This window comes from Hymenobacter sp. BT491, assembly GCF_014349165.1.
Taxonomy (GTDB): domain Bacteria; phylum Bacteroidota; class Bacteroidia; order Cytophagales; family Hymenobacteraceae; genus Hymenobacter; species Hymenobacter jejuensis.
In genome coordinates, this window is record NZ_JACSJJ010000001.1 from 994,105 (window position 1) to 1,019,555 (window position 25,451).

Sequence of the window (25,451 nt, forward strand, 5' to 3'; positions counted from 1 at the left end):
AACCCAAGGTGCCTTGGGCGCGTTGTTGTGTTCTCACCCACTCAACCGCACCATGGATTCCGAGCCCGTACCATCATTCCCTCGCGAGGCGTTTCGCCGCCAAGACGAAACGCCCGACGCCCAGTTTTACCATTTTCCGCGCTTCGTTACGCACATCGACGAAGGAGCTATCGCAGCCGTGACGCAACTCTACCGCGACTATTTGCCTGCGGGCGGTGTGCTGCTGGATCTGATGAGCAGCTGGGTCAGCCACTTGCCGGCCGAAATTGCCTATTCGCGCGTCGTGGGCTTGGGCATGAATGCGCAGGAGCTACGCGCCAACCCGCGGCTGGCCGACTACGTGGTGCAGGACCTCAACCAGAACCCCCAGCTGCCTTTTGAATCTGCTGCTTTTGACGGCGCAATGGTTTGTGTGTCAATAGATTATCTGACCAAACCCGTAGAAGTGCTCCGGGAGTTGGCGCGCGTGCTGAAACCTGATGCGCCGCTGATCATTACGTTTTCCAACCGCTATTTTCCCAGCAAAGCCATTGCCGCCTGGCACACCCTCGACGACCGCGGCCACCTCGCGTTGGTACAACAGTATCTGCGGGCAGCCGGCGGCTGGCACGCCATTGAGTTGCTCGACCGTAGCCCCCGGCCCCGCATCACCGACCCGCTGTTTGCCGTAATCGGGCGTGCAAGTGGGCCGGCGAAAACACGGTGAAAATTTTGCCGGCGTTTGGCTGGCGTAGCCAAGAAAACGCAGCTCAGCAGTACGGCCGAAGCAATGGATTTTGTGAACTGTTTTGACCTAAAAACAGTCTTGTACGAGCGTGTAGCAGCGTCTTGGATACTTGGCTGAGAATTTGCATCAAGTCGGTTCTCTATCACTTAACACACTGTAAACATGTCTCTTAACCTTCTCGATAAGGTAACATCCTCCTTCAAAGGCGAGCCGGTGCGCTTGGCCATTGCCACGGTGGGCGGGAGCGAAGCAGGCGTGGAAAATGCGTTGGGCAGAGCCATTCCGCTGGTCCTGGATAGCTTCATCGATTTGGCACAGCAGCCCGGTGGCACCGAAGTGCTCTGGAGCATGACCCGCGAGGCCAAGGACGCCGGTATTCTTCCGAATCTGGGCAAGCTCATCAGCACCAACAGTGCCCGCCTACGGCGCGGTACCGAGCTGATGCAGAGCTTGTTGGACGACCGTTACGCCAGCACAGTCGAGGCCATTGCCCGCGCGGCCGGCCTCACCTCTGTGGGCGTGAGCAAGCTGCTGGGCATTACGGTGCCCGTTACGTTGGGCGTGTTGGGGAGCTACATTGCCGAGCAAAACCTGAGCGCGGCCGGCCTGGGCCGGTGGTTGCAAAGTCAGAAGAATAACGTAGTCAATGGGTTAGCGCCCGAAATCGGCGCCTCGCCACCCTGGGCTACTAACGCTGCTGCCAATTTCAAACCCGTTGTCAGGGATTTTGGTGACCAGCCTGATTATCCGATCGACAAGTCGAAATCAAGCTTCCGCGCCATGCGGTGGCTGGCTTTGGCCACGGTGATTATAGCGATCGTAGGCGTGGCGTATGCGTTGGGTCGTCGTGATAGTCAAGTGGTTGACAAAGAGCCAATTATAGTTTACGAAACGGCGCCGGCTGCTCCTACGGTCCAGCCCGTAAACCGTATAACGGCGGCAGTGCCTGCGCCAAAGCCGGCTCCGGTTTCTGCCAGTAGCAAGAAGAAGCTTGCCGCGGTCCGGTGGAGCAAGCCGCAAGCCATTCGCGGGTCGTTTCGGGTGCTGCCGGCGCGCGCTTACTTCTACGACGAGCCCAAAACAATGCCTTCTAACGGTCGGTACCTTGCCAAAGGCGACGTGATCGTGGCCGAGCAAGAAAGCAACGGCTTTCTCAAAACGCGCTACCTAAACGCGAATAAGGAACCCGTAGCCGCGTGGCTGAAAATCGAAGATTTGGCGAAAGTAGCGCCGTACAAAGCCAAAGCGCTGCCTGCCAAGCCGAAACCCGGCTTTGCCCAAGCCGTGCCTGTTGTTTCAGCCAAAAATCCGGTGGCAACGGCTTCGAAAAACGCCTTCGATTCGGCAGGGGTGACTGGTACGTCAGCCGTTGTAGACGCCCCAAAAGTAGCAGTCATTCAGACAGATACGGCGTACTTCTTTACCGGCGCCGACCTAATGCATCAGCGCAAGGCCTTCTGCATCAAAGGCGACCGAATTACGCTGGGCCAGGTCACGGACGATGCCATTTTTGCAACGTTCGTCAACTGGAAAAAGCAAAAGACTTCCGGCTGGATGAGCAAAGACGCGCTGGGTTACTAACCGCGTCAGGCAGCAGCTATCAATATTAAAGAGTTATTGCATAAGCATTTGATAATCAAGTACTTATGCAATAACTCTTTTTGCGTTAAGATTAGAGCTTTTCGCCGCAACGCCAGCAGAATTCCGCATCGGGGCGGTGGTCGGTGGCTTGGCATACGTGGCAGATTACTTGCTTGTAGACAGGCGCAGCGGGCGCGGGACCGGCTGAAGGCCGGGGCATGGCCATTTGGGCCGACACGATGCCTGTGGGCACGGCAATGATGGCATACCCCATAATCATCAGCAGCGAGGCCAACGCTTGGCCCAGCACCGTGACGGGCGAAATGTCGCCATAGCCGACCGTAGTTAGCGTTACGATGGCCCAATAAATGCTTTTTGGAATGCTGGTGAAGCCATTTTGCCCGCCCTCGACCACGTACATCATCGTGCCCATCACGACGACTAGGGTGAAAACGGCGGTCAGGAACACCAGGATCTTGTAGCGGCTGGCTTTCAGGGCATCGGCAATGAATTCGCCTTCGCCCACAAACCGGCCCAACTTGAAAATTCGAAATACCCGCAGCAGTCGTAACGTGCGGATAACCAGCAAGTAACGGCTACTCGCCAGCAACAGCGTAGCCAGGGTGGGCACAATGGCCAGAAAATCGATGATGCCCAGCAAGCTCAGGGCGTAGGTCATCGGCCGGCGCACGATCAACAGCCGCGCTGCGTATTCGATGAGGAAAAGCCCGGTAAAAAACCACTCGACCCCGCGCAGGTATTGTCCGTAGCGCAAGTCGATACTGCGCACGCTTTCCAGCATAACGGCGGCCACGCTCAGCACAATGGCCACGAGCAACGCCACGTCGAAAGCCCGGCCCGCCGGCGTGTCCGATTCAAAGATGACGCTATAAGCGGCACGCTTCCAGGCCGGATCGGTATTTCGGGGACGGATTTCCATAAGCCAGACTGACGTGCTTGGTAGGCATTTGTTGCGCAGGCAGCCCGAAGATACGGTCGCAGCGCCCTGCGGCAGCCATCGCTACAATTTTGCTTGAATTCTCTGCTTCAGATGCCCTACATTGCACTGTTCAAAGTTTTAGTTGGGCTCAACATGGCTGCCTTTTGAGCTTTCTTCGACCAATACTTCGACCTGAGTAACAAAGCCTAAACGACCTATCTGTGCAATCTGCGAGCACCGTATTTCTTGTCCGGCCCGTCCGGTTTGCTTTCAACGCCGAAACCGCGCAATCCAACTATTTTCAGCATGCCATGGCCGGGCTAACCGATGCCGCCGTGCAGGAGCGGGCCTTTGCCGAGTTCGATGCCGCCGTGATAGCATTACAGGCGAAAGGCGTGCGGGTGCTGGTGTTCGACGACACGCCGGAGCCGCCCAAACCCGACGCCGTGTTTCCAAACAACTGGCTCACGCTGCACCCCGATGGTACGGTGCTGCTCTATCCGATGTGCGCCCCCAACCGCCGCCCCGAGCGGCGCTCCGATATTCTGGCCGCGTTGCGTAAGCAGTTTATTATTAAGGAGGTAGTTGACTTTTCGGCGCGTGAGCTGGAGGGGAAATTTCTGGAAGGCACGGGCAGTATTCTCTTCGACCACGTGTATGGGGTAGCCTACGCGTGCCTGTCGCCGCGCACCGACGGGGCCTTGTTTGCCGAAGTCGCGAACCGGCTAAACTACCGGCCCATCGCTTTCCACGCCTACGACCACGACGGCCACGAAATCTATCATACCAACGTGATGATGTGCATCGGGGCCCGGTTTGCGGTGGTGTGCCTAGAAAGCATCACCGACGCCCGCGAACGCGCCGCCGTGACCGCCTCCCTGACGGCCACCAAACACGAAATCATTGAGATTTCGCTGGCGCAGGTGGCACAGTTTGCCGGCAACATGCTTACGTTGCAGCCCGCCAACGGCCCGGAGATGCTGGTCATGTCGCAAAGTGCGTTCGATGCTCTCACGGCGAGCCAAAGAGAGACGCTCGGCCGCTATTGTGAGCTGGTAACGCTGTCCATCCCCACTATCGAAACCATTGGGGGCGGCAGTGCCCGGTGCATGCTGGCGGAAGTGTTTCTGCCCGGCGCCTGAGCCAATCTGAATGCTTTGTGTTTATAAATACTTGATAAGCAAATATTTATAAATAAGCTGTCAACAAAACGCTGCCGGAGCAGGTACTACACGCATTGCGTTCTTACCCCAACCTCAGCAACATGAATTTAGCAGCAAACACCATTTTAATCACCGGCGGAGCGTCCGGCATCGGACTAGCTTTGGCCGAGCGTTTTGTGAAGGCCGGCAGCGAAGTAGTCGTGTGCGGCCGCCGCGCCGATAAGCTGCTGGAAGCCCAGCAAAAAGTGCCCGGTCTGCACACCCGCGTCTGCGACGTGGCCGAGGTAGCCGACCGCGTGGCGTTGCTGGAATGGGTAAAAGCTAACTTTCCGCGGCTGAATGTGCTGGTCAACAATGCTGGCATTCAGCGCCGTACGCAGCTGGCGCAAAACGACGAGCCGTGGGAGAATCACCGGCAGGAAATTACCATCAACGTCGACGCGCCCATTCACCTGGCAATGCTGTTTCTGCCGCATCTGCAACAGCAGCAAAATCCGGCCATCATCAACGTGACGTCGGGTTTGGCGTTCGTGCCGGCGGCGTTTGTGCCCATTTATAGTGCTACCAAAGCGGCGTTGCACTCGTTCACGTTGTCGTTGCGGCACCAGTTGGCCAACACGCCTGTGCAAGTGCTCGAAGTTGTGCCGCCGGCCGTTGACACCGACCTTGGCGGACCCGGTTTGCACACCTTCGGCGTGCCCGTCGACGAGTTTGCCGACTCCGTTATGCAGCGCCTTGCCAACGGCGAAACGGAGGTTGGCTACGGCTTTTCGGAGAAGTCCCGGCTGGCCTCTCGGCAAGAAGCCGACGCGATTTTTCAGCAGATGAACAACCGGTAAGCAGAGTAGCCGAAGGCTTGTTTCGAATTGCTTCGGATAGGATCCAACTGTTTGTAAGTCAGTAATTTAACTTTATAAGGCTATGTCTTTTGCAGTGCGTCGCGCTGAGGTCTCCGACATTTCGGCGATGCACGTTGTGCGGATGGCGGTGCGCGAAAATCAGCTCCGGACGCCTGGCCTTGTTACCGAGCAGCACTACCGCGAAATGCTAACCGAACGCGGGGCCGGCTGGGTAGCAGAAAGCGCCGGGCGCATCGTAGGGTTTGCGGTAGTGGATGCAGTGGCGCAAAGCGTGTGGGCGCTGTTCGTGGAGCCCGATTGGGAACAGCGCGGCGTTGGCGCGGCGTTGCACAGTGCGCTGCTCGCGTGGTGCGCCGAGCGTGGGTTGCCGCGCCTGACCTTAAGCACGGCTCCGGGCACCCGCGCCGTGCAGTTTTATCTGGCGAAAGGGTGGGAGCCAAAAGGCTCGACCAAAAGCGGCGAAGTATTATTTGAGATGGTTTTATAACTAATTGTCTATAAATAAGTTATGATTTATCGACGTTAGCGTTGGGTAGGCTGAACGGGTGGTCTTTGGCCTCGACTACGGCGCGCGTTTTGGGCAAGCACCCCGGATATTTTTGCTGCACAAAGGCCACCAGCTTTTCGCGTACTTCACAACGCAGGTCGAAGGCTTCGCTGGAGTTTTCGGCGCTAACTAGGGCGCGTAACTCTAGGGTATGTTCTTTAGAGTCAGTGACTTGTAGCATACAGGTGCGTTGGTCCCAGAGGGTGCTGGCCCTGACAATGCGCTGGAGTTCGTCGCGTACTGCTTCGACGGGAATGGTGTAATCGGTGTAGAGGAACACCGTGCCCAGCAGCTGCGACGAAGTGCGCGTCCAGTTCTGAAAGGGCTTTTCGATGAAGTAATTCAGGGGAAGCACGAGGCGGCGTTGGTCCCAGATGCGCAGCACGACGTAGGTGAAGGTGATTTCCTCCACGCGGCCCCATTCGCCCTCGACCACCAGCACGTCGTCGATGCGAATGGGCTGGGTGAAAGCGAGTTGGAAGCCCGCCAGCAGGTTGCTGATGGAGCGCTGGGCCGCAAAACCAATGATCACGCTGGCAATTCCGGCCGAGGTGAGCAGGCCCGTCCCGATTTTGCGCACCGTGGCAAAACTCATCAGCACCAGGGCCGCAGCGATGAAAATGATCAGCGAAACGGCCAGCTTGCGCACAAACTGCAATTGGGTAAAGAGTTTGCGTACCCGCAAATTGTCGCCGCTCTCGATCTGGTAGTGATGCGTGATCAGGTCCTCGATGACGTTGACCACCTTCACCAGGCACCAGGCAAACGTGATGGTCAGGCTGGCTTCCACTACGCGCCGCATCACCTCGAAGGGCTTGGGTGCCAGCGGCGCCAGCGGCAACGCAAACGACAACACCAGCACCGGGATGAAATAGCTGCTGGGCCGACTCAGGTGCCTCGTAATGGACTGCGTCAGCAGGTACCCTTCGCGCCGGGTGTAACCCCTTATGATAGTGGCCAATACCACTTTAATCAGCAAGCCCACCAGCAGGCTCCCGACCACGATTGACACGGTATACAACGGGTCCTGAAACCTTTCGGGCAGGTCGGAAAGAATGGAGCGCATGGCGAGGCTGGGCTTTCGGAAAGGCAGATGACCGCGCGGGTCAAGAGCATGTTACCCCGAACCGCCCGCAAAAGTTATCGCCGCCCGCAGTTGTTGGTGGCTTTGTTCTGGATTTGTTATAGGATTATAACGCGGCATGTGCGTGGCTAGTAAACGGTTGAGTACGGCGCCGTGGCGGGCATATTAGGAAGGAATCAGACAAACTAAACCAAGGTACGTGGCGCAGCTTGTGCCACCGTAAGTGATCGATAGGGTATGCACCATATCATTTATATGAGTTCTGCCGTGCAGCAGATGACTGACGACGAGTTGAAAGAATTGCTGCTGCGCGCGCAGGCCAACAACCAGGCCTTGGGCGTCACGGGCTTGTTGCTGTATAGCAACGGCAGCATCATGCAAATCCTTGAAGGCCAGGAGAGTGTAGTGCAGGCGCTGTATGAGAAGCTGCTAACCGATCCGCGGCATACTGGCGTCATCAAAGTAGCCGACAAAGCCATTGAGGAGCGCAGCTTCGCGGGCTGGTCGATGGGGTTTCAGCCGGTTGCCCCCGAGGAATTCGCGCAGCTAGTCGGGTACGTCGATCCTGACAGCATTGATTTTAGGAACTCAGGCATCGGTGCCGCCGATGCACTATTGCTGCAAACGCTGCTGTCTTTCGTCGTAACCAATGATCAGCAGACGGACGAGGCAAAAGGGTAGCTTTTAGCTGCATAAGCACTTGATTGTCAATTAAATACAGAGGCTCGGCTTCTTCGCAAAAAGAAACCGAGCCTTTATGTTGTAAGCCGTTTATTGCGAGCTACTTAGCCGTGATTACCAACTTTTGCGATTGCGCTTTGTCGCTGAAACGCACATAATACAGGCCCGCTGGCAGGCCCATGTTCTGTACCTGCACGGTGCTGGTGCCGCTGGCTACGTTTTCCTGCCACACCACTTGGCCCGTGCTGTTCACGATCTGGACGCGGCTGGGCTCCGTGGTAGGTGCCGTAAGCAGCATGCGAAAGCCGGCCTGCGTCGGGTTGGGGTAGAGGGTCGCAATGCGGGCACTCACGGCCGCGCAATCGACGGGCTGCACCGACGAATACGTGACGGTGCCATCCTGGTCGAGCATGGCCAAGCGATAATAACTGCGGCCCGGCACGGGCGCCTCGTCCTGCGCGGTGTAGCGATGGCCGGTGCTGGAGTTGGTAGCGGCCACGGTCACCACGGGTTGCCATTTCGTACCGTCGGTGCTACGCTCCACCACAAACGAGGCCGCGTCTTTCTCCGAAGCCGTCGTCCAGGCCAGCGCTACCCGATTGGGCTTGCTTTGGGCCGTAAAGCTGGTCAGCTCCACCGGCAAGGGGAGGGCACCCGCAAAGCTCACGGCGTCGCCCCGCGAGCAGCCAAATGCCGCCCCGTACGACTCGCCCGAGAAGTTGCCGAATACGTGATCGATCTTGTAAATCGTACCGCCATCCGCATCCACGGCGTACACATTCTCAAAGCGGTCGGTGAACATGGCCCCAATGTTCTGGGCCGTCGGGATAGGGGTGGTCGGAGTGGTGGTAGTAGCCACCGGCAACACAGCGGGGTTGCTAATGGTCAGCAGCTTATCCTCTATGCCGAGGTAGCTCACCAGGTTGCCTGTACTCGGGATATACACCCAGTCCTGGATGCCGCCGTCAGGCACGGCAGTAGTGCCGTTGCTTCTTATAAATGTCTGAACTTGAGTAGTATAATTGCTGATAACAGCGGCTGTAGCAGGATCGGAGGTGTTCAATTGGTGCCACACCGGCGCAGGCGGACTTGCGGAAGAAATGCCGGCCAACGAAATCACGCCTACGTACAGCTTAACCTCTGATACAACGCCCGAGGGCGAAGGTAAGTTGAGTATATCGGACGTCGGAAAGCTATAGCGCAGCGTAACGGCGCCTACATAGTAATTGGAGTTGCGGTCGCCGTCGCCAATGAAATTAAAGGTTTGTGAAAAGCCAATCGAGGAAGTGAAAAACCCAAACGTGGGTGCCGGCGCCGGCGGCGGCGTCACGGGACCCAGCCTGGTGGCCGCCGCGTTGGTCAGACTGATGCTGTACAAATTTGGCGGTGTGTTGAGGTCGGTAAAGGAAGTAGGAATGACTACGTTCATGCCATACAACACATTCTGATTTGCAACGTCAAAGCCCAAGGCGTTGATCATCAGCGGTGTACCGCCCTCCGCAATGGTGCCGATAGGGGTTAGTGAACCGCCCACGTTGATTTTTTGCAACACCGACGGGTTATTATCGGCGGCGGGGCACGCCGAGGTAACCGCAAAACTGTTGGTGGGAACCTGTGCTTTCGCTATGAAAAAGCACATAACCGCTGACACAGCAAGTACAAAGTGTTTCATATAGGTGGGCCAAGAAGTATAAACTATAGACATCAGCACGGTAGCGAAGGCATTTTGCCAACGGCAATCCTTCTACTCGACTTTCCAAAAAAAGATTTCCAGAATCGCCAATCAATCTACTGATTGTTATAAAATATATCAAGATAATTTAATAAAGTGGATTTCCAATTTCCCAATCTGAGGAAGTCGGTAGATAAGTAACCGAGGAAATAGTAATAGTGTATAATGTATTGATATATAGAGAATTATGCTAATTTTCTAGTTCTTGCAACGGGAATCTGCGGAGTGCTTTCCAGGGGCCGCCGCGGTACTCCCATAGTTGCAAGGCCGTGCCCAGCGCTTCAAAAGGCGCAAACTCGGCCGTAAGTTGTTGGTAAAGCAAGCGCGCAACTTCTGGGGCGACCTTATTTTGGATGGTCACGTGGGGACGCCGCTTCTGCTGGTCTTGGGGCGTAAGATCGGGCAGCCACTGAGCTTGTAACTCCTGGTGCAGCTGTTGCAGCTCGTGGCTATCGAGGGCATAAGCTACGCCACGGCCCAGAAATTGTACTCCCGTAACTGCCAGTGCTATAATAGGTTGGGCGCGGCAACGTAACGCAAGCGCCTCGCTAATCTCGGAGAAGCGGTGGCCGGGCAAGTGGTGAAAAAGCGTCAGGTGGGCGTCGAGGTAGTTGCGCTCACGCGGAAAATGCTGCCGGCGCAGCTCGTTGAAAAATGCGGCGGACTTTTCATCCAATTCCAAGGTCAGAATCAGGGGCGCGTCCGGAGTAGGCGTTTGCATCCTAAGTAGCTGAAGAGTTTAATAAGTCGCTGCTTTGCACAACTTTACCACCCAGCCGTTGCAAGTCTTCCTTGGCTTTCTCAAAGCCTTCCGGGTCGATAGGCCGGGAAGCATCTTCGATCAGAAACGTGTCAAAGCCTTCCTGGAGCGCGTCTTTCGCCGTGAAATACACGCAATAATCGCCGGCCAGACCCGCCACGTACACCTGGTTTATGCCTTTGCCGCGAAGGTAGTCGGCCAGGCCCGTTGATTTCTGATGGCCATTGTCGAAAAAACCACTGTAGCTGTCGATTTCCGGATCGGTGCCTTTCCTGAAGATGGCTTCTATCTTATTGGTTACAAGGTCTTTGTGTAAATCCGCGCCTGCGGTGCCCTGCTCGCAGTGATCGGGCCACAGCACTTGGTCCGCCCCGTGCAGCTTTACGACGTCAAAAGGCTGGTGGCCCGCGTGGCTGGAGGCAAAGCTCTTGTGGTGATGCGGATGCCAGTCCTGCGTGGCCACTACCAGATCAAAATGCGGCTGCAACTCGTTCAGCAGCGGAATTACTTCGTCGCCTGCGGGTACGGCAAGGGCGCCGCCGGGCACAAAATCGTTTTGAACATCAATCACTAAGAGAGCTTTCATGCGGTCGGGTAAGGCTTGGCCGGGCCGAACAGGCAGCGGGCAAAACGGGCTTCGCTACGTCGGCAGCGGTTTTACGTAGCTGCGCCGCAAAAGCTGCTATTTCCCGGCCGACGGATTGAGCACTTCCAGCACCAGCCGCCAGTGCTTGGCCGTTTCGTGCTTCCAGATGTGCAAATAAGCACCTGAGTTAGTCGCCTGTTGGTCAGCCTGATAGGTGCCGTACGTGTAAGCCAGGTCGCCGGCTTGCGAAACCTGGCCGCGCATGGGCTGAAACTTCAGCGGCGCTTGTGCCGCCAGGTTTTGGCGTTGCAGTTGGGGCGTGGTCAGCGGAAATTGGTCGGGGCGGTTGAGGCGCGCTTCGGAGCTCAGAACCGCCGCGTAGGCTTTGGCCATGCCCTTGGCCCGAATGGCCGCCGTAAGCTGCCGCTCCAGAATCATAATATCAGCGCTTTGATCCTTTGAGGCGTGGCCGGGCGCGGTGGCATAGGCAACGGTGGTCGGGATGCTATCGGGTTCAGGAGCAGCGTGTTGTACGCCGATGTCCGCCACGAATTTTAGCTGCTGGTCGAGTTGCCGCACCCACACCGTATTGTAGTGGCCGTGCGCCACGCGCTTGCCGCCAGCCTCGATGTACCACGGCCCGGTAGTATAGCCCATGTCGCCGGAGCTGGCCGCGTCGGCAAATTCGGGTCCCCAGGTGATCGTGGGCTGGCGGTCGGGGGTAGCTAGCCAGTAGGGGCGAGCCAGCGTAGGTTTGCCTTTCGGAAACACCACCGCCGAATCGGCCATGCTGCCCAGGAAAGCCGCTTTTGTGCCCAGTTCGGCCGCCGATTTGGCAAATTTTTGTTCGGCTGCTACTATTGCTTCGACCGGTTTTTGCGCCAGTGCAGACAGCGAAGAGGCAAGCAGCACGGCGGCTGCACAACAGAAAAGGCGCATAGCAAAGCAGGGAGAAAAGTAAAGGCAGCGGAATGACCGGTGGGCCTAATATAGACTTTATGATATTTATCTGGCATAAGGATGGCTTTCGCAGATTGTAGGCAGGATGCCGTGACGAGACCAAGGAAAAGTAATAGCTTATATTTATTCATAATAGATTGATTATCAATAAATTATAGTTGATGAATAAACCCAAAAAATGACTCTTTTTCGGCTCTGCTTTGTTTCTAGAGCACCACTACCTGATGCGTTCTGATGCTCGATACCAGCCCCTTTGTTTCGCTTTCTGATTCCTTTCTTTCCGATTCCAACACCAACGTTCGACCTACACCCTTGACGCACTCGGCGCGGCTTTGGCTGCCGAAGCGCGTGGTATTTACGCCCGATGCCTTACAGCAACCCTTTGGCCAGCAGATGTTTGAGCGGGTCAAGGCACACGGGCTGGAAGTAGAAAAGCTCAAAAGCAACCGCATTACCGGCTTGCGCGGTGTCGACGAGCGCGAAACGTACCGCAACGCCAAAAACACGCTGGCCGTGGTCTGTGCCCCGCCGAGTGCCTTGCGCTTGCAGCCCACGCCGCCCTCCGCCGACTGGCAGATGAACTTGGCCGAAGGCTGTCCGGCGCACTGCCAATATTGCTACCTGGCCGGAAGCTTGGCGGGGCCGCCAGTAGTGCGCGCCTACGCCAACTTGCCGGAGCTGCTCCAGAATACGACTCGCTATGAGCAGCCCGGTCGCGTAACTTCCTTTGAAGTAAGCTGCTATACCGATGTGCTTGGCATTGAGCATCTTACGGGTGGGCTTGAGGAATGCATCCGGTATTACGGCACGCGGGAAGGTGCGCAGTTGCGTTTTGTGAGCAAGTACGACCGCGTAGATGCGCTGCTTGGTTTGCCGCATCACGGCCGCACCCGCGCCCGCGTCAGCTTGAATGCCGAGCCGGTAGCCCGCCGGCTGGAGGGCGGCACGGCGTCGGTGGAAGCCCGTTTGCAGGTATTGCGCCGCTTGGCATTGCCAGTTGAACAGGGCGGAGGAGGCTACCCAGTAGGCGTGGTGCTGGCGCCCATCCTGCAGATTCCCAATTGGCGCGAACATTACCTAGACCTGCTCGACCGGATTGCTGGGGCCCTCGATTTTCCGTGCGACCTAACGGTGGAGTTCATCACGCATCGATTTACGCCCGGCTCGAAAGACGTATTGTTGCAGTGGTACCCCAACACGTCCCTCGATTTCGACGAGGCCACCCGCGCGGTGAAGCGCAATAAGTTTGGCGGCACCAAATACGTGTACCAGCCCGACGACATGCGCACGATGAAGCAATTCTTCTATCAGGAATGGCAAAAGCGCTTTCCGAGCGCGCCGGTGCAGTACTGGACGTAAGGTTTTCGGATTCGTATCACACAAAAAAGCGCTAAACCAGCTTTTGGCTTAGCGCTTTTTTATAGGTGGATAAAAATAGTCTGATAAAAAACGCAGCTAATTATAGCAACACTAACGTAAAATGCTTGCTGGTTACAGGCGCCCTTACGAGCGTTTGTAACAGGCAATGTAATAGTCGACAAACGCCTCATAGCTGCGGCGGTCGGGCCGATCGCCACGGGGCTGATCGGTAGAAGGGAGCTTAGGAAGAAAAGGGATCTTAGTAGAGGCCGTAGCCGATGCAGAAGCTGCATCGGAAAGGCTGGCACTAGTGGCACGACCAGTATTTTGGTCAAGCGGAAAAGAAGCGGCGTAACTCATTTTGGGACAGCATTAAGACCAACAGCACTTATTTCAGATACTAACCTACCAGCTTTGTTGCTGCCAAGCCAGAACCAAATTTTTCAATTAAATTGAATCGTTTGAACACCGCTACCACCCACCTCGCCTTTGCAACCCAATAACTACACTTTAGCCGACGCCACGGCGGCTGATGCAGCCTTGAGTGCGTTGCAAGTTGCTGTCTGCCAGCAATATGGCAGCGATGTGCGCTACCCGAAAGATTGCCAGGCCCTCGCCGAAAGCGTGCGGGAGCGCACCGGCCAGGTTGTCAGCCTGAGCACCCTGAAGCGGGTGATGGGACTAGTGCCCGCGACCAGCGGGTTTTCGCGCTTTACACTCGATGTGCTAGCCACTTATGCAGGCTTTGCCTCGTGGGAAGCTTGCGTCGAACTGCAGCGGCCAGCATTGGCACCGGCCGGTTTTGGCGCGATGGCCCAGCATGCCGCCTTGGCTACCAACAACACGCTGTCGGTGCTTCGCGAGCAGTGTGGGCTGGCTTACGAACAAACCATTGCCCGGCACTTTGCGCTCGAACACTGGCAGCAGTTTCGGGCTTCTACCTGCGTGGCGACGGCTTTCGTGGCCGAAGGAGGCTATGGCAAGTCAGTGTTGCTGGCGCATTTGGTCGAGCAGGCCCGCGAATTGGCGCCCAACGATATCCTGTGGCTGGTGCCCGCCTGGCAGCTCGCGTCCGTCCCGCCCGGACAGTCTTTGGCGAGTTGTCTGTGGGAGAAAGGAGCAGGGAACGCCCCTTTTCCGGAGCCCGGCACCAAGGGCATGCCCAACGTATACATCCTGCTCGACGGCCTAGACGAAGCTACCGGGCAAGCCGTGCAGCAAGAAGTCCTGTTTCGGTTGCTTTCCGATGCGGTTGCGGCCCATCCGCAGCATCCGTGGCTGCGCTTGGTCATGACGACGCGCCCCGTGTATTGGGAGCAGTTTGTGCAGTGGATGGGCCGCCGCTACCCGCGCCTGCACCAGCAATGGTTTGGCATTTCCTTCGATTTGTTTGGCGGCCGCATCAGCAACGTGCCCTTGCTGGAACCCCGCGAGGTGCGCGACATCCTGAGCCGGCTGCCACAAGCCATCAGCTACGATGCCATGTCGTCGGACATGCAGGCGCTGATTCAGCATCCATATTATTTGCAGCTGCTGGCCCAAGCATCGCCCGGCCCGGTGGCGGCGCGAGGCAGCAAATTGACCCTGCTCCGGGCGTTTTTGCACCAGCGCGTTCACAGCACCCGGTTCGGCTTTGAAAAAACGGCTTTGCTTAATACCCTAATCAAAGCCATTCTGGAAAACCAAACCAACTGGCAGCTTCGCCGCACCGATTTTGATGAGCTAATCCTCAGATACTATGCGGCTTACGAAGAACTGCTCACCGACGGCATCCTGCGCGAAGAGCGCAGTATCGGCCCTTGGCAGGAGGTGGATACCTACATTCGCTTCGGCCACGATACGCTGCTCGAATACATGGTGGCCCGCCATTGGCTCGAAACCCGCAAAGGCTTTACCCTCGAGCTAGCCCGTGCCGTAGTGGCAGCTACCACGGCGCTCGGTCATCGGCTGGAAGTGGTTAAGTACTTGGTTTTGTTTGCGTTGCAGCAGAAGCAATTCGCGGAGCTGAGCAAAATATTCGACTTGGCCCTCAGTGAGAGTGAACTGGTGGAGCTGGGGCATTTCCTTGGGATGGAACTGCGGACGAATCGGGAGGCGGCCGAAGCCCTGAACCCATTGCTGGCCGCGCAGCCCAGCGGGCAGTTGTATTTTGTGGAAACCTTCGTAGATCAGGCCAACCTCAACCGGGCCTACCGCCGGACCATTACGGCGTATCTGCAACACAAGCAAACTCCTGAAGCTCAATTGTTTGGCAATTGCATGCTGTTTCTGGGTGATTTCTTGAAAGAAGATTATGCCGCCTGTACCGAGCACATTGCCGCCATTCGGCGCGTACCGCACAGCAACGCGTTTCATTCGTTTCCGCAGGGGCGACGGGTTTTCTCCGAGTTGGTGCATCAGTATTTCGTAGAAGGCCAGCCGGAAATCGCCTTTTCGATGGAAAGCTTGCAGAACCAAGCCCGCGAAATCCCTCGTTCGCGCAGCTCCGTCGACCTGTTTCCTTCTGCGTACCAGTTTTTTCCGGCGGGCTTCCATTATTTTGTGGCCGAAGCCTTTTTCCTGATGCAGCGCTACGCGGAGCTGCTGGAATGGCACGACTTCACGCTGGCGCTCTACCCGGAACTCGAGGACTATCAGGACAATGTATACACCCAGATCCTGCAAGCCTTTCGGGCGGTCGCGCTCTTGCATACCGGCCGGCCTTCGGAGGCGGAAGCGGCGTACAGAAGCCTTGCATTGCGCGAGCAGCTCGACCAATACAGCTGGTTTAAAGACTATTACATCGTTTATTATCTTCTGACGGAAGTGCATTTTGGCCGAGTAGGCCTCTCGCATATGCCGCTTGCCGCGGCCCTGGCCAACATTGAGCAACACGCCATCAACCGACAAATGCCTTTTTACACGACGTTTGCGCGCCGGCTCGTAACCCCGCCGAACCACGAAAAATAGCAGATTCTGTGCCCTACGACTTACTGATTCGCAACTGCGGCCAGATCCTCACGCTCGTGGGTGGCCCAACAGATAGGCCTTTAACTAAATCACAACTATCTGATTGGCAAATACTTGCAAATGGCTTCGTGGCGTGCGAAAAAGGCCGAATCGCTGCGGTAGGGCCGATGCTCGAACTCGACGACCGTCAGATCAGTGCCACAACGGAAGTTCTGGATGCGCAGGGGCGCGTGGTGATGCCGGGATTGGTCGAGTGCCACACCCACCTGGTGTTTGCCGGCAACCGCGCCGGGGAGTTTCAGCGCAAGTTACAGGGCGAATCGTACCTTGATATTCTGGCGTCGGGCGGTGGCATTTTGAGCACCGTGCGGGCCACACGAGCAGCTTCCGCCGCCGAATTGCTACAAAACGCGCTGCACCACCTCGATGGCTTCCGGCGCTACGGCGTTACGACGGTGGAAGCTAAAAGCGGCTACGGCCTCGACAAAGAAACGGAGCTGCGCTTGGTGCGCGTGGCCCTGGAAGCCAGCAAGCGCCAACCCGTGCGCGTAGTACCGACGTTTTTGGGCGCGCACGTGGTGCCTCCCGAATACAAAGGCCGCCCAGCCGAGTACCTGCACATGCTGGCTACCGAAGTGCTGCCGGAGATCCGCGGCCAGGCCGAGTTTGTCGACATTTTCTGTGAGGAAGGCGCTTTCAGCGTTGATGATGCGCGCACGTATTTGCAGCAGGCCCAGGCGCTGGGTTTCGGGCTGAAAATTCATGCCGAGCAGCTGCACGATTTGGGTGGCTGCGCGATGGCGGCCGAATTGGGGGCCATCAGCGTCGATCATGTTGATTACCTGAGCCTGCCAGACGCGGCGCGTATCGCCCAAAATGGCCGCACCGTGGCTGTATTGCTGCCTTTGGTGCCATTGTTTCTGCGGCAGGAGCGTTACGCACTCGGCCGGCAGCTCATCGATGTCGGTGTGCCTGTGGCCGTCAGCACCGATTTCAATCCGGGTTCGTGCCCCAGCAAAAACCTGTGGTTGGCCCTGAGCATGGCCTGCCTGAAAACGGGCCTGACGCCACTCGAAGCCATCGCAGCCGTGACCCTAAATGCCGCCTGGGCCTTAAATCGGGCCCACGAGATCGGACGTTTAGCTGAAGGATATATGGCTGACATACTGATTCTTACCTTAGATGATTATCGCCAGATTCCGTATTGGCTGGGCGAAAACCCGGTGCAGGAGGTAATTATTGGCGGCAAACGCCAAAACCTGCAATGAGCATTTCTCCACACTAAAAGCTTGCCTTCTTTTTTTTTATGCTTCTTCCTCTCTATCAAGTAGATGCCTTCACCGACCGCGTTTTTTCCGGCAATCCGGCGGCGGTGTGCCCGCTCACCGAATGGCTGTCGGCCGAAACTATGCAGGCCATAGCCGCTGAAAATAACCTGGCCGAGACGGCGTTTTTCGTGCCCAAATCGCAAGGGGAGTATGACCTGCGCTGGTTTACGCCGGCTGCCGAAATCGACTTGTGCGGGCACGCTACGCTGGCGTCGGCGCACGTGCTGTTTCGGCACCTGAATTTCAAGGGCGAAGAAATTACATTCCATACCAAAAGCGGCCCGCTGCGCGTGCGGCACGCCGCCGATGGCCGCTTCACCATGGATTTTCCCAGCCGTCCGCCCCGCCACCTCGACGTGCCGCCCACCGGCTTGCGGGATGCGTTGCGCGCCACGCCGCTCGAAGTGCTGGCCTCGCGCGACCTGGTTGCGCTCTTCAGCACCGAAGCCGAAGTGCATGCCCTGGCCCCGGACATCGCCAAAATTGCTCAGTTGGAGTACATCGGCGTCATCGCGACTGCCCCCGGCTCCAACGGCATCGATTTCGTCTCGCGCTTTTTCGCGCCGCGCGTCGGGGTGCCCGAAGATCCGGTGACCGGCTCGGCCCATGCTTCGCTTATTCCGTACTGGGCTAAGAAGCTGGGCAAGAATACGTTGCGAGCCCGCCAGATTTCGTCCCGCGGCGGCGATCTGTGGTGCGAGCTGCAAGACGACCGCGTGCTGATAGGGGGCTATGCCGTTACGTATCTGAAAGGAGAAATCGAGCTGATGGCGGAGTAACTGCCTTCCGGGATTGGGTGATTGCGTTCAAACCGCTGTTTGAGCAACCAGAACAGCTTGCCTGCTTGCTGGACCCGAAGCCCGCGGCTGAACATGAACCCAGAAATTTTTTGGTAATGGCCTCGGCTACCTGCTGACTTCAGGCGCAGATAGCAGATAAAAGCGCAAGGTGTGAGGGCCGTGTTTGGCAATGCTGTTCCCAAGAGGAATCGGAGGACTTTCTGCAGGCTCAGATGCCCACGTACCACGCCCAGCCACTATCTCCGGTGTCCACGAATTCGTCGGTCACTACAATGCGCTGCAAAAATTTCACACTCTTGTACCCTATCTGGTTCTCTACCCGCAGGCGCATCGGCGCCCCGTGCTGGGTGGGCAGATCCTGCCCGTTCATGCCATAGGCCAGAATAGTCTGAGGGTGAAAGGCATCCAGCAGGTCAATGCTTTCCATGTAGCCGTCGTAGGCATAGCAATTCACAAAGCGGGCACTCGGCATGATTCCAGCGTTTTGCAGGACAAGGCTCAAGGGCGCCCCAGTCCACTCCGCGATGGCTGTCCAGCCTTCCTCGCAAGTATGTCGCGTGATTTGCGTACGGGAAGGGAAGCGTTTAAGCTCGGCGAGAGAATACGCTTTCGGGCGGGCCACGCGCCCTTCAATTGACAAGCCCCAGTCGGTGAAGGCGCCCGTATGCAAGCGGGCGTACGCCTCGCTGTACGGTATGTTAGGATTGTCTCCCCTGTGGGTAAGACTACCCGGGTTGGTCGTTCCGGTCGCGGGAAACGAAGAGATGGCGCTGCGTTCGTATTCCTTGGCCAGCGCCTGCCCGGGAAGCAGCGTACGCTGGGCCGCGTAGGTCAGCGCATCGCCCATGCGCAGAATGTTGCCGTAGGTGGGCGGCCCTTTTTTTACGCAGCCGGTCAGCAGCAGCCCGCCCAGGGAGGTCAGGCCGGTAATGATGGCCTTGCGCCGGGTGATGAGGTAGTTCTTTTTCATGTTATTTCCCTAGCGTCATCCCTCGCATTTGGCGTTTGAAGCCCGACCGAATGACCATTACCACGTGCACGAGCAGAAACAAAAGGAGCGCAACGGAAGCAAAGAAGTGGAGGGTGCGGGCGGATTGAGCTCCGGCAAACAGCTTTAACAAAAACGGGTGGGCGGCCGTAATCGCCGGCGACATGGTCAGGCCCGTCAGAGCGGCCAGGGGCAACAGGAAAGCTACCACCCCGAAGTAGGTGCATTTCTGCAGCAGGCCGTAGTGCGGGCTCTGGGTTGCAGCCTGGCTCAGCGGTCGAAAATGGTCAAGAAGATCCCGCCAGAACAAGTGTAGCCTGAACTCTCGGGACCGGGGCCACAGCCTGTCTTTGAAATGACCCGTGAATAGCCCTGCCAGCAGATAGCCCGTGCCCGTTACGACGAGGAACCAAGCCGCCAGGAAGTGTAGGCTACGTCCCCAGCCATTCTTATTGAAAATGTCATAGGTCCGGCTGGCGCTCACCGGCGAACCTGGGGTGTTGAAAAAGCGGGCGGTTTTCTCCCAGCCCCCGTGCTGGTAGTTGCGACTGATGGGCACTTCAAAAAGGGCGGGGGTCAGATCGTTTCCGGTATCTCCCCAATACAGCCGGGGGTGTACCATCAGAATTTCAGCTCCGCTAAAAGCGAGGGCGAAGAAACTCACCGTTACGATCCAATGCGAAGCTCTCACCCAGCCCTTATGCCGAATGGTATCAAGCGTTGACGGGTAGCGCGCGCGCATGAGCGGAAGAGCAAGGTGTTGTAGTTTCCTGTTAACCTAACTGAAGATACATTTTTAATTCTATATACTTAATACTTAAACAGCGCATGCGGTTTCCCAAGGATGTTGCCCTGCCAGCAGGCAAAACAGCACCGTCGCGCGTACGCTTACTTCACGATGAAAACCCTCTGCCTGGACCAGCGATATCGACTATGTCCGCATCTCAATCCGCGATCAGAAACCTGCAACTAGACACCCTTAAGATGCTGTATCTTGCGTTTTTTGAGAGGATCCCGACTAGATGAAAAGGAGTAGCGCTGCCCGCTAGCGCAGCGCTACTCCCACTTTCACGCCCGCCGGAAAATACAGGCCGCGTGCCCCATAATTGGAGCTTCCCGAGCGGTATTGTACCGTGCCGAACGACGACTTACTGTTGCTCTGGCGCAAGCCTGCACCTACGTACACATCAAAGAAAACCGGGCCGGGCAGCAGCGGTGCCTGGTAGCCAAGCTGCACATCGGCCCCGTAGCGGTTGATGGTTTCCGTGAAGTGTTTTGGGCCGTATTCGTAATACGGAAGGTCGTTGGGACCCTGTACTTCGTGCCAGCCCGTGCGCTCAAATCCTACCTGAAAGTGTTGGAAATGTGGTCCGTAGCTCACGTAAAGCCCTGCCGGTGATGAGGTTTTGGTAGGCGCGCGTAGGTAGAAGCGGTGCTGGCCTTGCACGCCAAACCCGCGCACGCTGGGGTTCTCATTCAGGCTGTTGGCAGCGCCGTCGGGGTGGCCTACGGGGCCGTGGTAAAACTGCGGCGTTACCGTGAAGCTCTGGAGCGGATGCTCGCGGCGCTGGCTCTCTAGTTCCAGCCAATAGCCGCTCATAACCAGATGCTGCGGCACGAATTTCACGGCGAGCGAACGGCCGGGAACTTGCGCTTGCGCGTGAATCCCGGTGCTCAGCCCTGCCAAAAGCAGAGCTGAGCCAAACAGACGGGCAGACATTAGTTAGCCGAAATTGGCAGCAGACTCAGTTGCTTGAGCACCGGGCCGTCGTAGCTGTATTGGTACAGGCCTTCGGCTCCAATAGCCAGCAAAGTAGTACGGTCGGGGATCACGTCGTGGACCTTTACTGGAAATTGCTGCAAGGGTGTAAGTTCGGGCGCCTTGCTGGTATCGAAGGTTTTAAGGCCGTCGGAGTCGCAAATAAACAGGCGGTTGCCTTCCACGCCGAGGCCTTGCGGCCCGGTCATGGGGTAGCTGCGCGCCAAGCGGGGCTGGCTCAGGGTGGTGAGATCGATGACTTGCAGCTCGTTGGTGCCACGCCGACACGTATTGCCGCTGCGCAGCGTCACGTAGGCAAACCGACCATCGACCACCACCGGATCGCAACTGGCAATGTGTTGAAAGAAAGCTACTTGCACAGGCGTTTGCGGCTGGGCTACGTCGAAGATGTACATGCCCAGCTGCGTACCCAAAAACAGGTAATGATCTTGGGGGAAAATGGTTTCTACGCCGAAGCGCAGCTCTACTTTTGGGCCAGCCTTGGGCGTAGTGGGGTCAGCCAAATCAAATAAGTGAAGGCTCTGATTGTCAACGGTATAAAGCGTCTGACCGAGCACAGCAAACCGCGCCAGCGAGCCTGCTTTGCCGGCCGTTTCCGCCGAGCCGGTGGAAGCCGAAGCCAGCGGCGCGGAGTTGAACATCATGATGCGACTCCAATCCATATTGTTATTAGGCGATAGGGCAATCTTATTTTCGACTTTCTGCCAGCCGACGACAACCGTGTTGGCGGGCCGCTGGTTGGGCGCGCAGGCGGGGAGCAGCGGCAGACTTTCGGGCATGGGCAGCTCGCGAAAAGCATCACGCACGCGGCTAGTGACGTGCACCGCCCGCGGGTTGGTCATGTCGATGGTGACCAAGTCCGGCCCGTTGTCAGCGTAGAGCAGATTGTCCTGCATCGCCATGTCGATGTTGCCGGGAATCCGCAAAAAGCTCACGATCTGGGGGTGCGCAGGGTCTTGATTATCAATGACGTGGATGCCCTCGAAGCGTTCGTTGACGAAGATGTAGCGCCCTTGCAGATAGATTTTGCCCGTGTTACGCATCGGCCGGGGTGCCAACGACGCCACCGATTGCTCCAGTACATCGCGCTTAATGAGGATGGGGCAGTAGCTGTAGGCGTAGTAGCTGGCAAATCCCGGATCTATAATTCCTGGCTGCGGCTCGTCGGAGTCCGTGGTAGAGCAGGCCGTCAGCCCCAGGAGCAGAAAGCAGCTCAGAAGGTAAGTAGCGATTCGAATCATATAGGGGTAAGGATAAAGGATTGAACAAGAGCCCGCTACCGCAGTGCATGCCTGTTTGCAACGGCTACCTTAATTCGAGCCGACAGCGACCCGAAAGGTTGCAACCCCTTAAAATTTTCTTGCCCTGATTCGAAGAAGGCTATTTAGCGCACCTGCTCACGCTGGTAGCCGCTGCCTTCCAACACTTGGTCCACAAACAGCGCTTTGCCCGGCACCGTTAGCAGTGCTTGATATACCGCTTCGCTCACGCCCGTGTAGCGCACCACGCGCCCGTTGCGGTATTCGATTTCCAACGCCAGGGTATCGGCTTCGTAGCCGACGGCTTTCAAGGACGTAGAGCGGATAGGGCGGCGTTTCACCTTCTTTATAACTAATTGACTGTCAATAACCTAACTACTTAGCCTTAGCTCTCGCGGGCTTCTTGGCTGCTGCGCCACTCGCAAGCCGATCGGGGTTTTCGTCCAGAAATTTGCCCCAGCTTTTGCCGCCTGCCTTCACGTTGTTGCCCTTCATGTAATGGTGGCAAACGGCCACGGCCAAGGCATCGGTAGCATCCAGAAATTTAGAAGCTTCCTCGATAGGCGGGAGCTTCAGGGTCTGGCGCAGCATGTGGGCTACTTGTTCTTTACTAGCTGATCCAGAGCCGGTTACCGACTGCTTGACTTTGGTAGGAGCGTATTCTACGTACGGGATTTGGCGGGAAAGCGCCGCTGCAATGGCCACGCCCTGGGCCCGGCCTAGCTTAAGCATGCTTTGCACATTGACGCCAAAAAAAGGCGCCTCGATGGCCAGCTCGTCGGGCAAAAACTCCTCGATCAGTTCGACCATGCGGTCGAAGATCTTCTTTAGCTTTACGGCGTGATTGCTGCCGTACTGCTTCAGATTGATAACGTCGTAGCGCAACACATCAACCCGCTGACCGGTCACTTCGATAATGGCGTAGCCCATAATCTGGGTGCCGGGATCGACGCCCATAATAAGCTTGTTATCGAGCAAAGGGGAAGTCGGGGGGAGAGCCATGTTTAACAAAACTACGCAACTAACTTGGATGTAGCAGCCCGACGGCGCAGTCTGCTGGTGGTAGCGGGCAAATTGCTCGTGACCCTGCTCACGCTGGGCTTGCTCTACCGCTCCGTATTCACCGATGCCGCCACCGCCGAAGCGTGGCGTAGTTTGCTCGGCTCCGTCCTGACGGTGCCGGTGCTGGCTGCGCTGGCCCTGGTGCCCGCCAACTGGGGCTTAGAGGCGTGGAAATGGTGGCGCTTGGCGCGGCATCTGGAACCCGTTTCATTTAAGCGCAGCTTCCGGGCCGTGCTCGTGGGCCTGACGCTGGGTTTTGTAACTCCCAACAGAGTAGGCGATTACGCCGGCCGCATCATCGAGCTAAAAAGCCGCCGCCTAGACGCGTTAGGAGCGGTTTTCTTGGGGCGCTATTGCCAACTGGTGGCTACCGTGCTGGCGGGCTCTGTGGGCTTGCTGTACTTTCTGCTCAAGTTTTACCTGATCGGCTATCCGGCCACGGAAGTAGGGCTTGTTGCGGCTACGCTGCTGCTCAACGCGGCGGTTTTGCTGCCTTTGTACCGCAGTCGTTTGTTGCTGGCGGCGCTTACGCTGGTGCGGCCGTTGCGCCGATTCCGGCGGTTTCTGGCCGTGATGCCCACGTATTCGGCCCGCGAAATCCATGCTGTGTTGGGGCTCTCGTGCCTGCGGTATGCAGTGTTTTGCGCACAGTTTGGTCTGCTGCTGATGGCGTATGGTGCCACGCCGCCCGTGGGCCCTGGTTTGGCGGCTATTGCAGGCACGTTTTTGCTGAAATCCTTGGTGCCTTCATTGAATGCGCTGGCGGACGTGGGCGTGCGCGAATTGTCGGCTACGCATTTGTTTGGCCTGTTGGGGCAGCCGGTTTTGCCGGTGCTGAGCGCGAGCCTGAGCTTGTGGGTAATCAACATTGCCTTGCCCAGCGCCTCGGGTTTGCTGTTTGTATTGCGGCTGAAAGTCTTCCGAAAGAAGAAATCCAAAGCTGAAAAAGCAGCCGTAAACTCGTGAGCAGCACTTGGGTAGCGTTAGCCCTGTTGGTGTTTCCGGCGCTGTATGCCGCGAAGATGCTGGCCTTTCGGCGTGCATGGAATCTCATTCCGCAATCCCCGCTCCCGGAAAGAAATAAAGCCTTGGCTAACAAAGCGTCAAGCCCGGACAGCGTAATGTTCTCCGTACTCGTTGCTGCCCGAAACGAAGCCGAAAACCTCCCCAATCTTCTGACTGACCTAGCTAAGCAATCTTTGCAAGCATCTGATTATGAGGTGATTGTAATTGACGATAATTCCGTTGACGCTACGGCGAAACTTGTATTGCAAGCCGTCGCTGCCAGCCCACTCACGTTGCGGCTGATTCGTTTGGCTGACCAGCCTAACACGCCGACAGGTAAAAAAGCTGCCCTGCAAGCGGGCTTAGAAGCAGCGCAAGCCCCGTGGGTAATTTGTACCGATGCCGATTGCCGCGTGGGTCCGAATTGGCTCAGCAGCTACGCCGAAGTAGTGGCCCACGCCCCGGAAGTGCGCTTCGTCAGTGGCCCGGTGCTGCTCACCGGCCCAGAGTCTGGCTGGCACAGCCTGACCGGGGTAGAATTTGCGGGCTTGGTGGGCGTGGGTGCTGCCAGCATCGGGGCGGGTGCGCCTACCATGTGCAACGGCGCCAACTTGGCCTACCGCCGCGACGCCTTCGCGGCGGTGCAGGGTTTTGCGGGCAACGAGCACGTTCCCAGCGGCGACGACGAATTTCTGCTGCACAAGCTACACGCGGCCTACCCAGGTAGCGTTCGGTTCCTCAAAAACCCCGACGCCATCGTGACGACAGCCGCGCCCCCAACGCTGGCGGCATTTTTAGCCCAACGCGTACGGTGGGCCAGCAAATGGCAGCACTACCAAGCGGCAGCCCCGCAGCGCCTCGCCGTGTTGGTGCTGCTGGCCAATGTGGCATTGCTGATGGGTTTGGTGCTGGCAATAGCTCGCCCCACGCTTTGGCCGTGGGTGGCCGTGGCATGGGTGCTAAAGCTAGGTAGCGATGCGTGGTTTATGCAGCCCGTGCTACAGTTTTTTGATCGGCAGCGGTGGCTCTGGTGGTTGCTGCCGTTGCAGGTGGCGTATGCGCCTTACGCGCTGGCCGTCGGGCTGCTGGGGCTTCGGGGCGGGTATTCATGGAAGGGCAGGAGCGTTACGTAATTCTAATCCTTGCAGTGCGTTTCGGGGCTGTTGATAAGAAAATGGCCTATTCTGAGGTATATTAGGGCAGAATAGTAGCCTGGCTTTAGGGGAGAAGGGGCGGTCAATACTCATTTGCGGCAATTTTTCCCTTTCCCACGCCATAGCTTTACATTTGCTTAGTTCAC

At 57.3% G+C, this 25,451-nt stretch carries 25 protein-coding genes; 12 read left to right on the forward strand and 13 right to left on the reverse strand.

Translation table 11 applies throughout. From position 1 onward, the window contains the following. Positions 1 to 52: 52 nt before the first annotated feature. Entirely contained in the window at positions 53 to 706 is a 654-nt protein-coding gene (locus H9I52_RS04175; RefSeq protein WP_187452780.1) for a class I SAM-dependent methyltransferase, read from the forward strand. A 183-nt stretch (positions 707 to 889) separates the two neighbouring features. Further along, entirely contained in the window at positions 890 to 2,308 is a 1,419-nt protein-coding gene (locus H9I52_RS04180) for a DUF937 domain-containing protein (protein ID WP_187452781.1), read from the forward strand. 91 nt (positions 2,309 to 2,399) lie between these two features. On the opposite strand, the gene H9I52_RS04185 is transcribed toward H9I52_RS04180, so the two are convergent. Then, positions 2,400 to 3,248 carry an ion transporter gene (locus H9I52_RS04185; RefSeq protein WP_187452782.1) on the reverse strand — a complete coding sequence of 283 codons (849 nt, stop codon included), beginning with the start codon at positions 3,246 to 3,248 and terminating at the stop codon, positions 2,400 to 2,402. Positions 3,249 to 3,469: 221 nt separating this feature from the next. On the opposite strand from H9I52_RS04185, the gene ctlX reads away from it, so the two are divergent. The 3 genes from ctlX to H9I52_RS04200 all read left to right on the forward strand — a co-directional run bounded on the left by ctlX (position 3,470) and on the right by H9I52_RS04200 (position 5,758). Next, positions 3,470 to 4,390, forward strand: coding sequence for a citrulline utilization hydrolase CtlX (gene ctlX, locus H9I52_RS04190; protein ID WP_187452783.1), 921 nt, complete (start codon positions 3,470 to 3,472; stop codon positions 4,388 to 4,390). 122 nt (positions 4,391 to 4,512) lie between these two features. Next, positions 4,513 to 5,250: an SDR family oxidoreductase gene (locus H9I52_RS04195; protein ID WP_139513830.1), complete on the forward strand. Its 738-nt coding sequence runs from the start codon at positions 4,513 to 4,515 to the stop codon at positions 5,248 to 5,250. A gap of 82 nt (positions 5,251 to 5,332) precedes the next feature. Continuing rightward, positions 5,333 to 5,758: a GNAT family N-acetyltransferase gene (locus H9I52_RS04200; RefSeq protein ID WP_187452784.1), complete on the forward strand. Its 426-nt coding sequence runs from the start codon at positions 5,333 to 5,335 to the stop codon at positions 5,756 to 5,758. 19 nt (positions 5,759 to 5,777) lie between these two features. On the opposite strand, the gene H9I52_RS04205 is transcribed toward H9I52_RS04200, so the two are convergent. Continuing rightward, positions 5,778 to 6,884: a mechanosensitive ion channel family protein gene (locus tag H9I52_RS04205; protein WP_187452785.1), complete on the reverse strand. Its 1,107-nt coding sequence runs from the start codon at positions 6,882 to 6,884 to the stop codon at positions 5,778 to 5,780. Positions 6,885 to 7,139: 255 nt separating this feature from the next. Between H9I52_RS04205 and H9I52_RS04210 the strand changes: the two genes are divergently transcribed. Continuing rightward, positions 7,140 to 7,583, forward strand: a complete 444-nt coding sequence (locus tag H9I52_RS04210; protein WP_139513826.1) for a BLUF domain-containing protein — start codon at positions 7,140 to 7,142, stop codon at positions 7,581 to 7,583. 100 nt (positions 7,584 to 7,683) lie between these two features. Here the strand turns inward: H9I52_RS04210 and H9I52_RS04215 are convergent, their stop codons facing one another. From H9I52_RS04215 to H9I52_RS04230, 4 genes are all read right to left on the reverse strand, one after another. Further along, the gene (locus H9I52_RS04215; protein ID WP_187452786.1) at positions 7,684 to 9,222 is read right to left on the reverse strand and encodes a T9SS type A sorting domain-containing protein; all 1,539 of its coding nucleotides are present in this window, start codon (positions 9,220 to 9,222) and stop codon (positions 7,684 to 7,686) included. A gap of 283 nt (positions 9,223 to 9,505) precedes the next feature. Beyond that, positions 9,506 to 10,036 carry a 2'-5' RNA ligase family protein gene (locus H9I52_RS04220; protein WP_187452787.1) on the reverse strand — a complete coding sequence of 177 codons (531 nt, stop codon included), beginning with the start codon at positions 10,034 to 10,036 and terminating at the stop codon, positions 9,506 to 9,508. A 1-nt stretch (position 10,037) separates the two neighbouring features. Next, positions 10,038 to 10,661, reverse strand: a complete 624-nt coding sequence (gene pncA, locus H9I52_RS04225) for a bifunctional nicotinamidase/pyrazinamidase (RefSeq protein ID WP_187452788.1) — start codon at positions 10,659 to 10,661, stop codon at positions 10,038 to 10,040. A 96-nt stretch (positions 10,662 to 10,757) separates the two neighbouring features. After that, a complete protein-coding gene (locus H9I52_RS04230) occupies positions 10,758 to 11,600 on the reverse strand; it encodes a nuclear transport factor 2 family protein (protein ID WP_187452789.1) in 843 nt (280 codons plus the stop codon). 255 nt (positions 11,601 to 11,855) lie between these two features. Here H9I52_RS04230 and H9I52_RS04235 point away from each other — a divergent pair, with 255 nt between their 5' ends. Further along, a complete protein-coding gene (locus H9I52_RS04235) occupies positions 11,856 to 12,980 on the forward strand; it encodes a spore photoproduct lyase family protein (RefSeq protein ID WP_262385937.1) in 1,125 nt (374 codons plus the stop codon). Between the two features lie 144 nt (positions 12,981 to 13,124). On the opposite strand, the gene H9I52_RS04240 is transcribed toward H9I52_RS04235, so the two are convergent. Further along, positions 13,125 to 13,340: a hypothetical protein gene (locus tag H9I52_RS04240; protein WP_139513817.1), complete on the reverse strand. Its 216-nt coding sequence runs from the start codon at positions 13,338 to 13,340 to the stop codon at positions 13,125 to 13,127. Between the two features lie 129 nt (positions 13,341 to 13,469). On the opposite strand from H9I52_RS04240, the gene H9I52_RS04245 reads away from it, so the two are divergent. Genes H9I52_RS04245 through H9I52_RS04255 form a run of 3 tightly spaced genes read left to right on the forward strand, consistent with a single transcriptional unit; the run spans position 13,470 to position 18,036 of the window. Continuing rightward, a complete protein-coding gene (locus H9I52_RS04245) occupies positions 13,470 to 15,929 on the forward strand; it encodes a hypothetical protein (protein WP_187452790.1) in 2,460 nt (819 codons plus the stop codon). Positions 15,930 to 15,937: 8 nt separating this feature from the next. After that, positions 15,938 to 17,197 (forward strand): imidazolonepropionase, encoded by a 1,260-nt coding sequence (gene hutI / locus H9I52_RS04250; protein ID WP_187452791.1) that lies wholly within the window; start codon positions 15,938 to 15,940, stop codon positions 17,195 to 17,197. Positions 17,198 to 17,235: 38 nt separating this feature from the next. Beyond that, positions 17,236 to 18,036 (forward strand): PhzF family phenazine biosynthesis protein, encoded by an 801-nt coding sequence (locus tag H9I52_RS04255; RefSeq protein WP_139513812.1) that lies wholly within the window; start codon positions 17,236 to 17,238, stop codon positions 18,034 to 18,036. Positions 18,037 to 18,265: 229 nt separating this feature from the next. On the opposite strand, the gene H9I52_RS04260 is transcribed toward H9I52_RS04255, so the two are convergent. The 6 genes from H9I52_RS04260 to ruvC form a co-directional block, all read right to left on the reverse strand. Then, the gene (locus H9I52_RS04260) at positions 18,266 to 19,027 is read right to left on the reverse strand and encodes a molybdopterin-dependent oxidoreductase (RefSeq protein WP_187452792.1); all 762 of its coding nucleotides are present in this window, start codon (positions 19,025 to 19,027) and stop codon (positions 18,266 to 18,268) included. Position 19,028: 1 nt separating this feature from the next. Continuing rightward, positions 19,029 to 19,787: a cytochrome b/b6 domain-containing protein gene (locus H9I52_RS04265; protein ID WP_187452793.1), complete on the reverse strand. Its 759-nt coding sequence runs from the start codon at positions 19,785 to 19,787 to the stop codon at positions 19,029 to 19,031. Positions 19,788 to 20,090: 303 nt separating this feature from the next. Further along, on the reverse strand, positions 20,091 to 20,765 hold the full coding sequence (locus tag H9I52_RS04270; protein WP_187452794.1) for a hypothetical protein: 675 nt from the start codon (positions 20,763 to 20,765) through the stop codon (positions 20,091 to 20,093). Then, positions 20,765 to 22,066 carry an LVIVD repeat-containing protein gene (locus H9I52_RS04275; RefSeq protein WP_187452795.1) on the reverse strand — a complete coding sequence of 434 codons (1,302 nt, stop codon included), beginning with the start codon at positions 22,064 to 22,066 and terminating at the stop codon, positions 20,765 to 20,767. The genes H9I52_RS04270 and H9I52_RS04275 overlap by 1 nt, the downstream gene beginning before the upstream one ends. 143 nt (positions 22,067 to 22,209) lie before the next feature. Next, the gene (locus H9I52_RS04280) at positions 22,210 to 22,425 is read right to left on the reverse strand and encodes a KTSC domain-containing protein (protein WP_187452796.1); all 216 of its coding nucleotides are present in this window, start codon (positions 22,423 to 22,425) and stop codon (positions 22,210 to 22,212) included. 34 nt (positions 22,426 to 22,459) lie between these two features. Beyond that, positions 22,460 to 23,086, reverse strand: a complete 627-nt coding sequence (gene ruvC, locus H9I52_RS04285) for a crossover junction endodeoxyribonuclease RuvC (RefSeq protein WP_139513801.1) — start codon at positions 23,084 to 23,086, stop codon at positions 22,460 to 22,462. A 24-nt stretch (positions 23,087 to 23,110) separates the two neighbouring features. On the opposite strand from ruvC, the gene H9I52_RS04290 reads away from it, so the two are divergent. Both H9I52_RS04290 and H9I52_RS04295 read left to right on the forward strand, forming a co-directional pair. Then, positions 23,111 to 24,112 (forward strand): lysylphosphatidylglycerol synthase domain-containing protein, encoded by a 1,002-nt coding sequence (locus H9I52_RS04290; protein ID WP_187452797.1) that lies wholly within the window; start codon positions 23,111 to 23,113, stop codon positions 24,110 to 24,112. A gap of 155 nt (positions 24,113 to 24,267) precedes the next feature. Continuing rightward, the gene (locus H9I52_RS04295; RefSeq protein ID WP_187452798.1) at positions 24,268 to 25,284 is read left to right on the forward strand and encodes a glycosyltransferase; all 1,017 of its coding nucleotides are present in this window, start codon (positions 24,268 to 24,270) and stop codon (positions 25,282 to 25,284) included. The last annotated feature ends 167 nt before the right edge of the window (positions 25,285 to 25,451 follow it).

What these genes read in the sequence shown, in the direction of transcription:
- H9I52_RS04175 (WP_187452780.1), top strand. Translation starts at nt 53, where the DNA reads ATGGATTCCGAGCCCGTACCATCATTCCCTCGCGAGGCGTTTCGCCGC.
- H9I52_RS04180 (WP_187452781.1), top strand. Translation starts at nt 890, where the DNA reads ATGTCTCTTAACCTTCTCGATAAGGTAACATCCTCCTTCAAAGGCGAG.
- H9I52_RS04185 (WP_187452782.1), bottom strand. Translation starts at nt 3,248, where the DNA reads ATGGAAATCCGTCCCCGAAATACCGATCCGGCCTGGAAGCGTGCCGCT.
- H9I52_RS04195 (WP_139513830.1), top strand. Translation starts at nt 4,513, where the DNA reads ATGAATTTAGCAGCAAACACCATTTTAATCACCGGCGGAGCGTCCGGC.
- H9I52_RS04200 (WP_187452784.1), top strand. Translation starts at nt 5,333, where the DNA reads ATGTCTTTTGCAGTGCGTCGCGCTGAGGTCTCCGACATTTCGGCGATG.
- H9I52_RS04205 (WP_187452785.1), bottom strand. Translation starts at nt 6,884, where the DNA reads ATGCGCTCCATTCTTTCCGACCTGCCCGAAAGGTTTCAGGACCCGTTG.
- H9I52_RS04210 (WP_139513826.1), top strand. Translation starts at nt 7,140, where the DNA reads ATGCACCATATCATTTATATGAGTTCTGCCGTGCAGCAGATGACTGAC.
- H9I52_RS04215 (WP_187452786.1), bottom strand. Translation starts at nt 9,222, where the DNA reads ATGTGCTTTTTCATAGCGAAAGCACAGGTTCCCACCAACAGTTTTGCG.
- H9I52_RS04220 (WP_187452787.1), bottom strand. Translation starts at nt 10,036, where the DNA reads ATGCAAACGCCTACTCCGGACGCGCCCCTGATTCTGACCTTGGAATTG.
- pncA (WP_187452788.1), bottom strand. Translation starts at nt 10,661, where the DNA reads ATGAAAGCTCTCTTAGTGATTGATGTTCAAAACGATTTTGTGCCCGGC.
- H9I52_RS04230 (WP_187452789.1), bottom strand. Translation starts at nt 11,600, where the DNA reads ATGCGCCTTTTCTGTTGTGCAGCCGCCGTGCTGCTTGCCTCTTCGCTG.
- H9I52_RS04235 (WP_262385937.1), top strand. Translation starts at nt 11,856, where the DNA reads ATGCTCGATACCAGCCCCTTTGTTTCGCTTTCTGATTCCTTTCTTTCC.
- H9I52_RS04240 (WP_139513817.1), bottom strand. Translation starts at nt 13,340, where the DNA reads ATGAGTTACGCCGCTTCTTTTCCGCTTGACCAAAATACTGGTCGTGCC.
- H9I52_RS04255 (WP_139513812.1), top strand. Translation starts at nt 17,236, where the DNA reads ATGCTTCTTCCTCTCTATCAAGTAGATGCCTTCACCGACCGCGTTTTT.
- H9I52_RS04260 (WP_187452792.1), bottom strand. Translation starts at nt 19,027, where the DNA reads ATGAAAAAGAACTACCTCATCACCCGGCGCAAGGCCATCATTACCGGC.
- H9I52_RS04265 (WP_187452793.1), bottom strand. Translation starts at nt 19,787, where the DNA reads ATGCGCGCGCGCTACCCGTCAACGCTTGATACCATTCGGCATAAGGGC.
- H9I52_RS04270 (WP_187452794.1), bottom strand. Translation starts at nt 20,765, where the DNA reads ATGTCTGCCCGTCTGTTTGGCTCAGCTCTGCTTTTGGCAGGGCTGAGC.
- H9I52_RS04275 (WP_187452795.1), bottom strand. Translation starts at nt 22,066, where the DNA reads ATGATTCGAATCGCTACTTACCTTCTGAGCTGCTTTCTGCTCCTGGGG.
- ruvC (WP_139513801.1), bottom strand. Translation starts at nt 23,086, where the DNA reads ATGGCTCTCCCCCCGACTTCCCCTTTGCTCGATAACAAGCTTATTATG.
- H9I52_RS04295 (WP_187452798.1), top strand. Translation starts at nt 24,268, where the DNA reads ATGTTCTCCGTACTCGTTGCTGCCCGAAACGAAGCCGAAAACCTCCCC.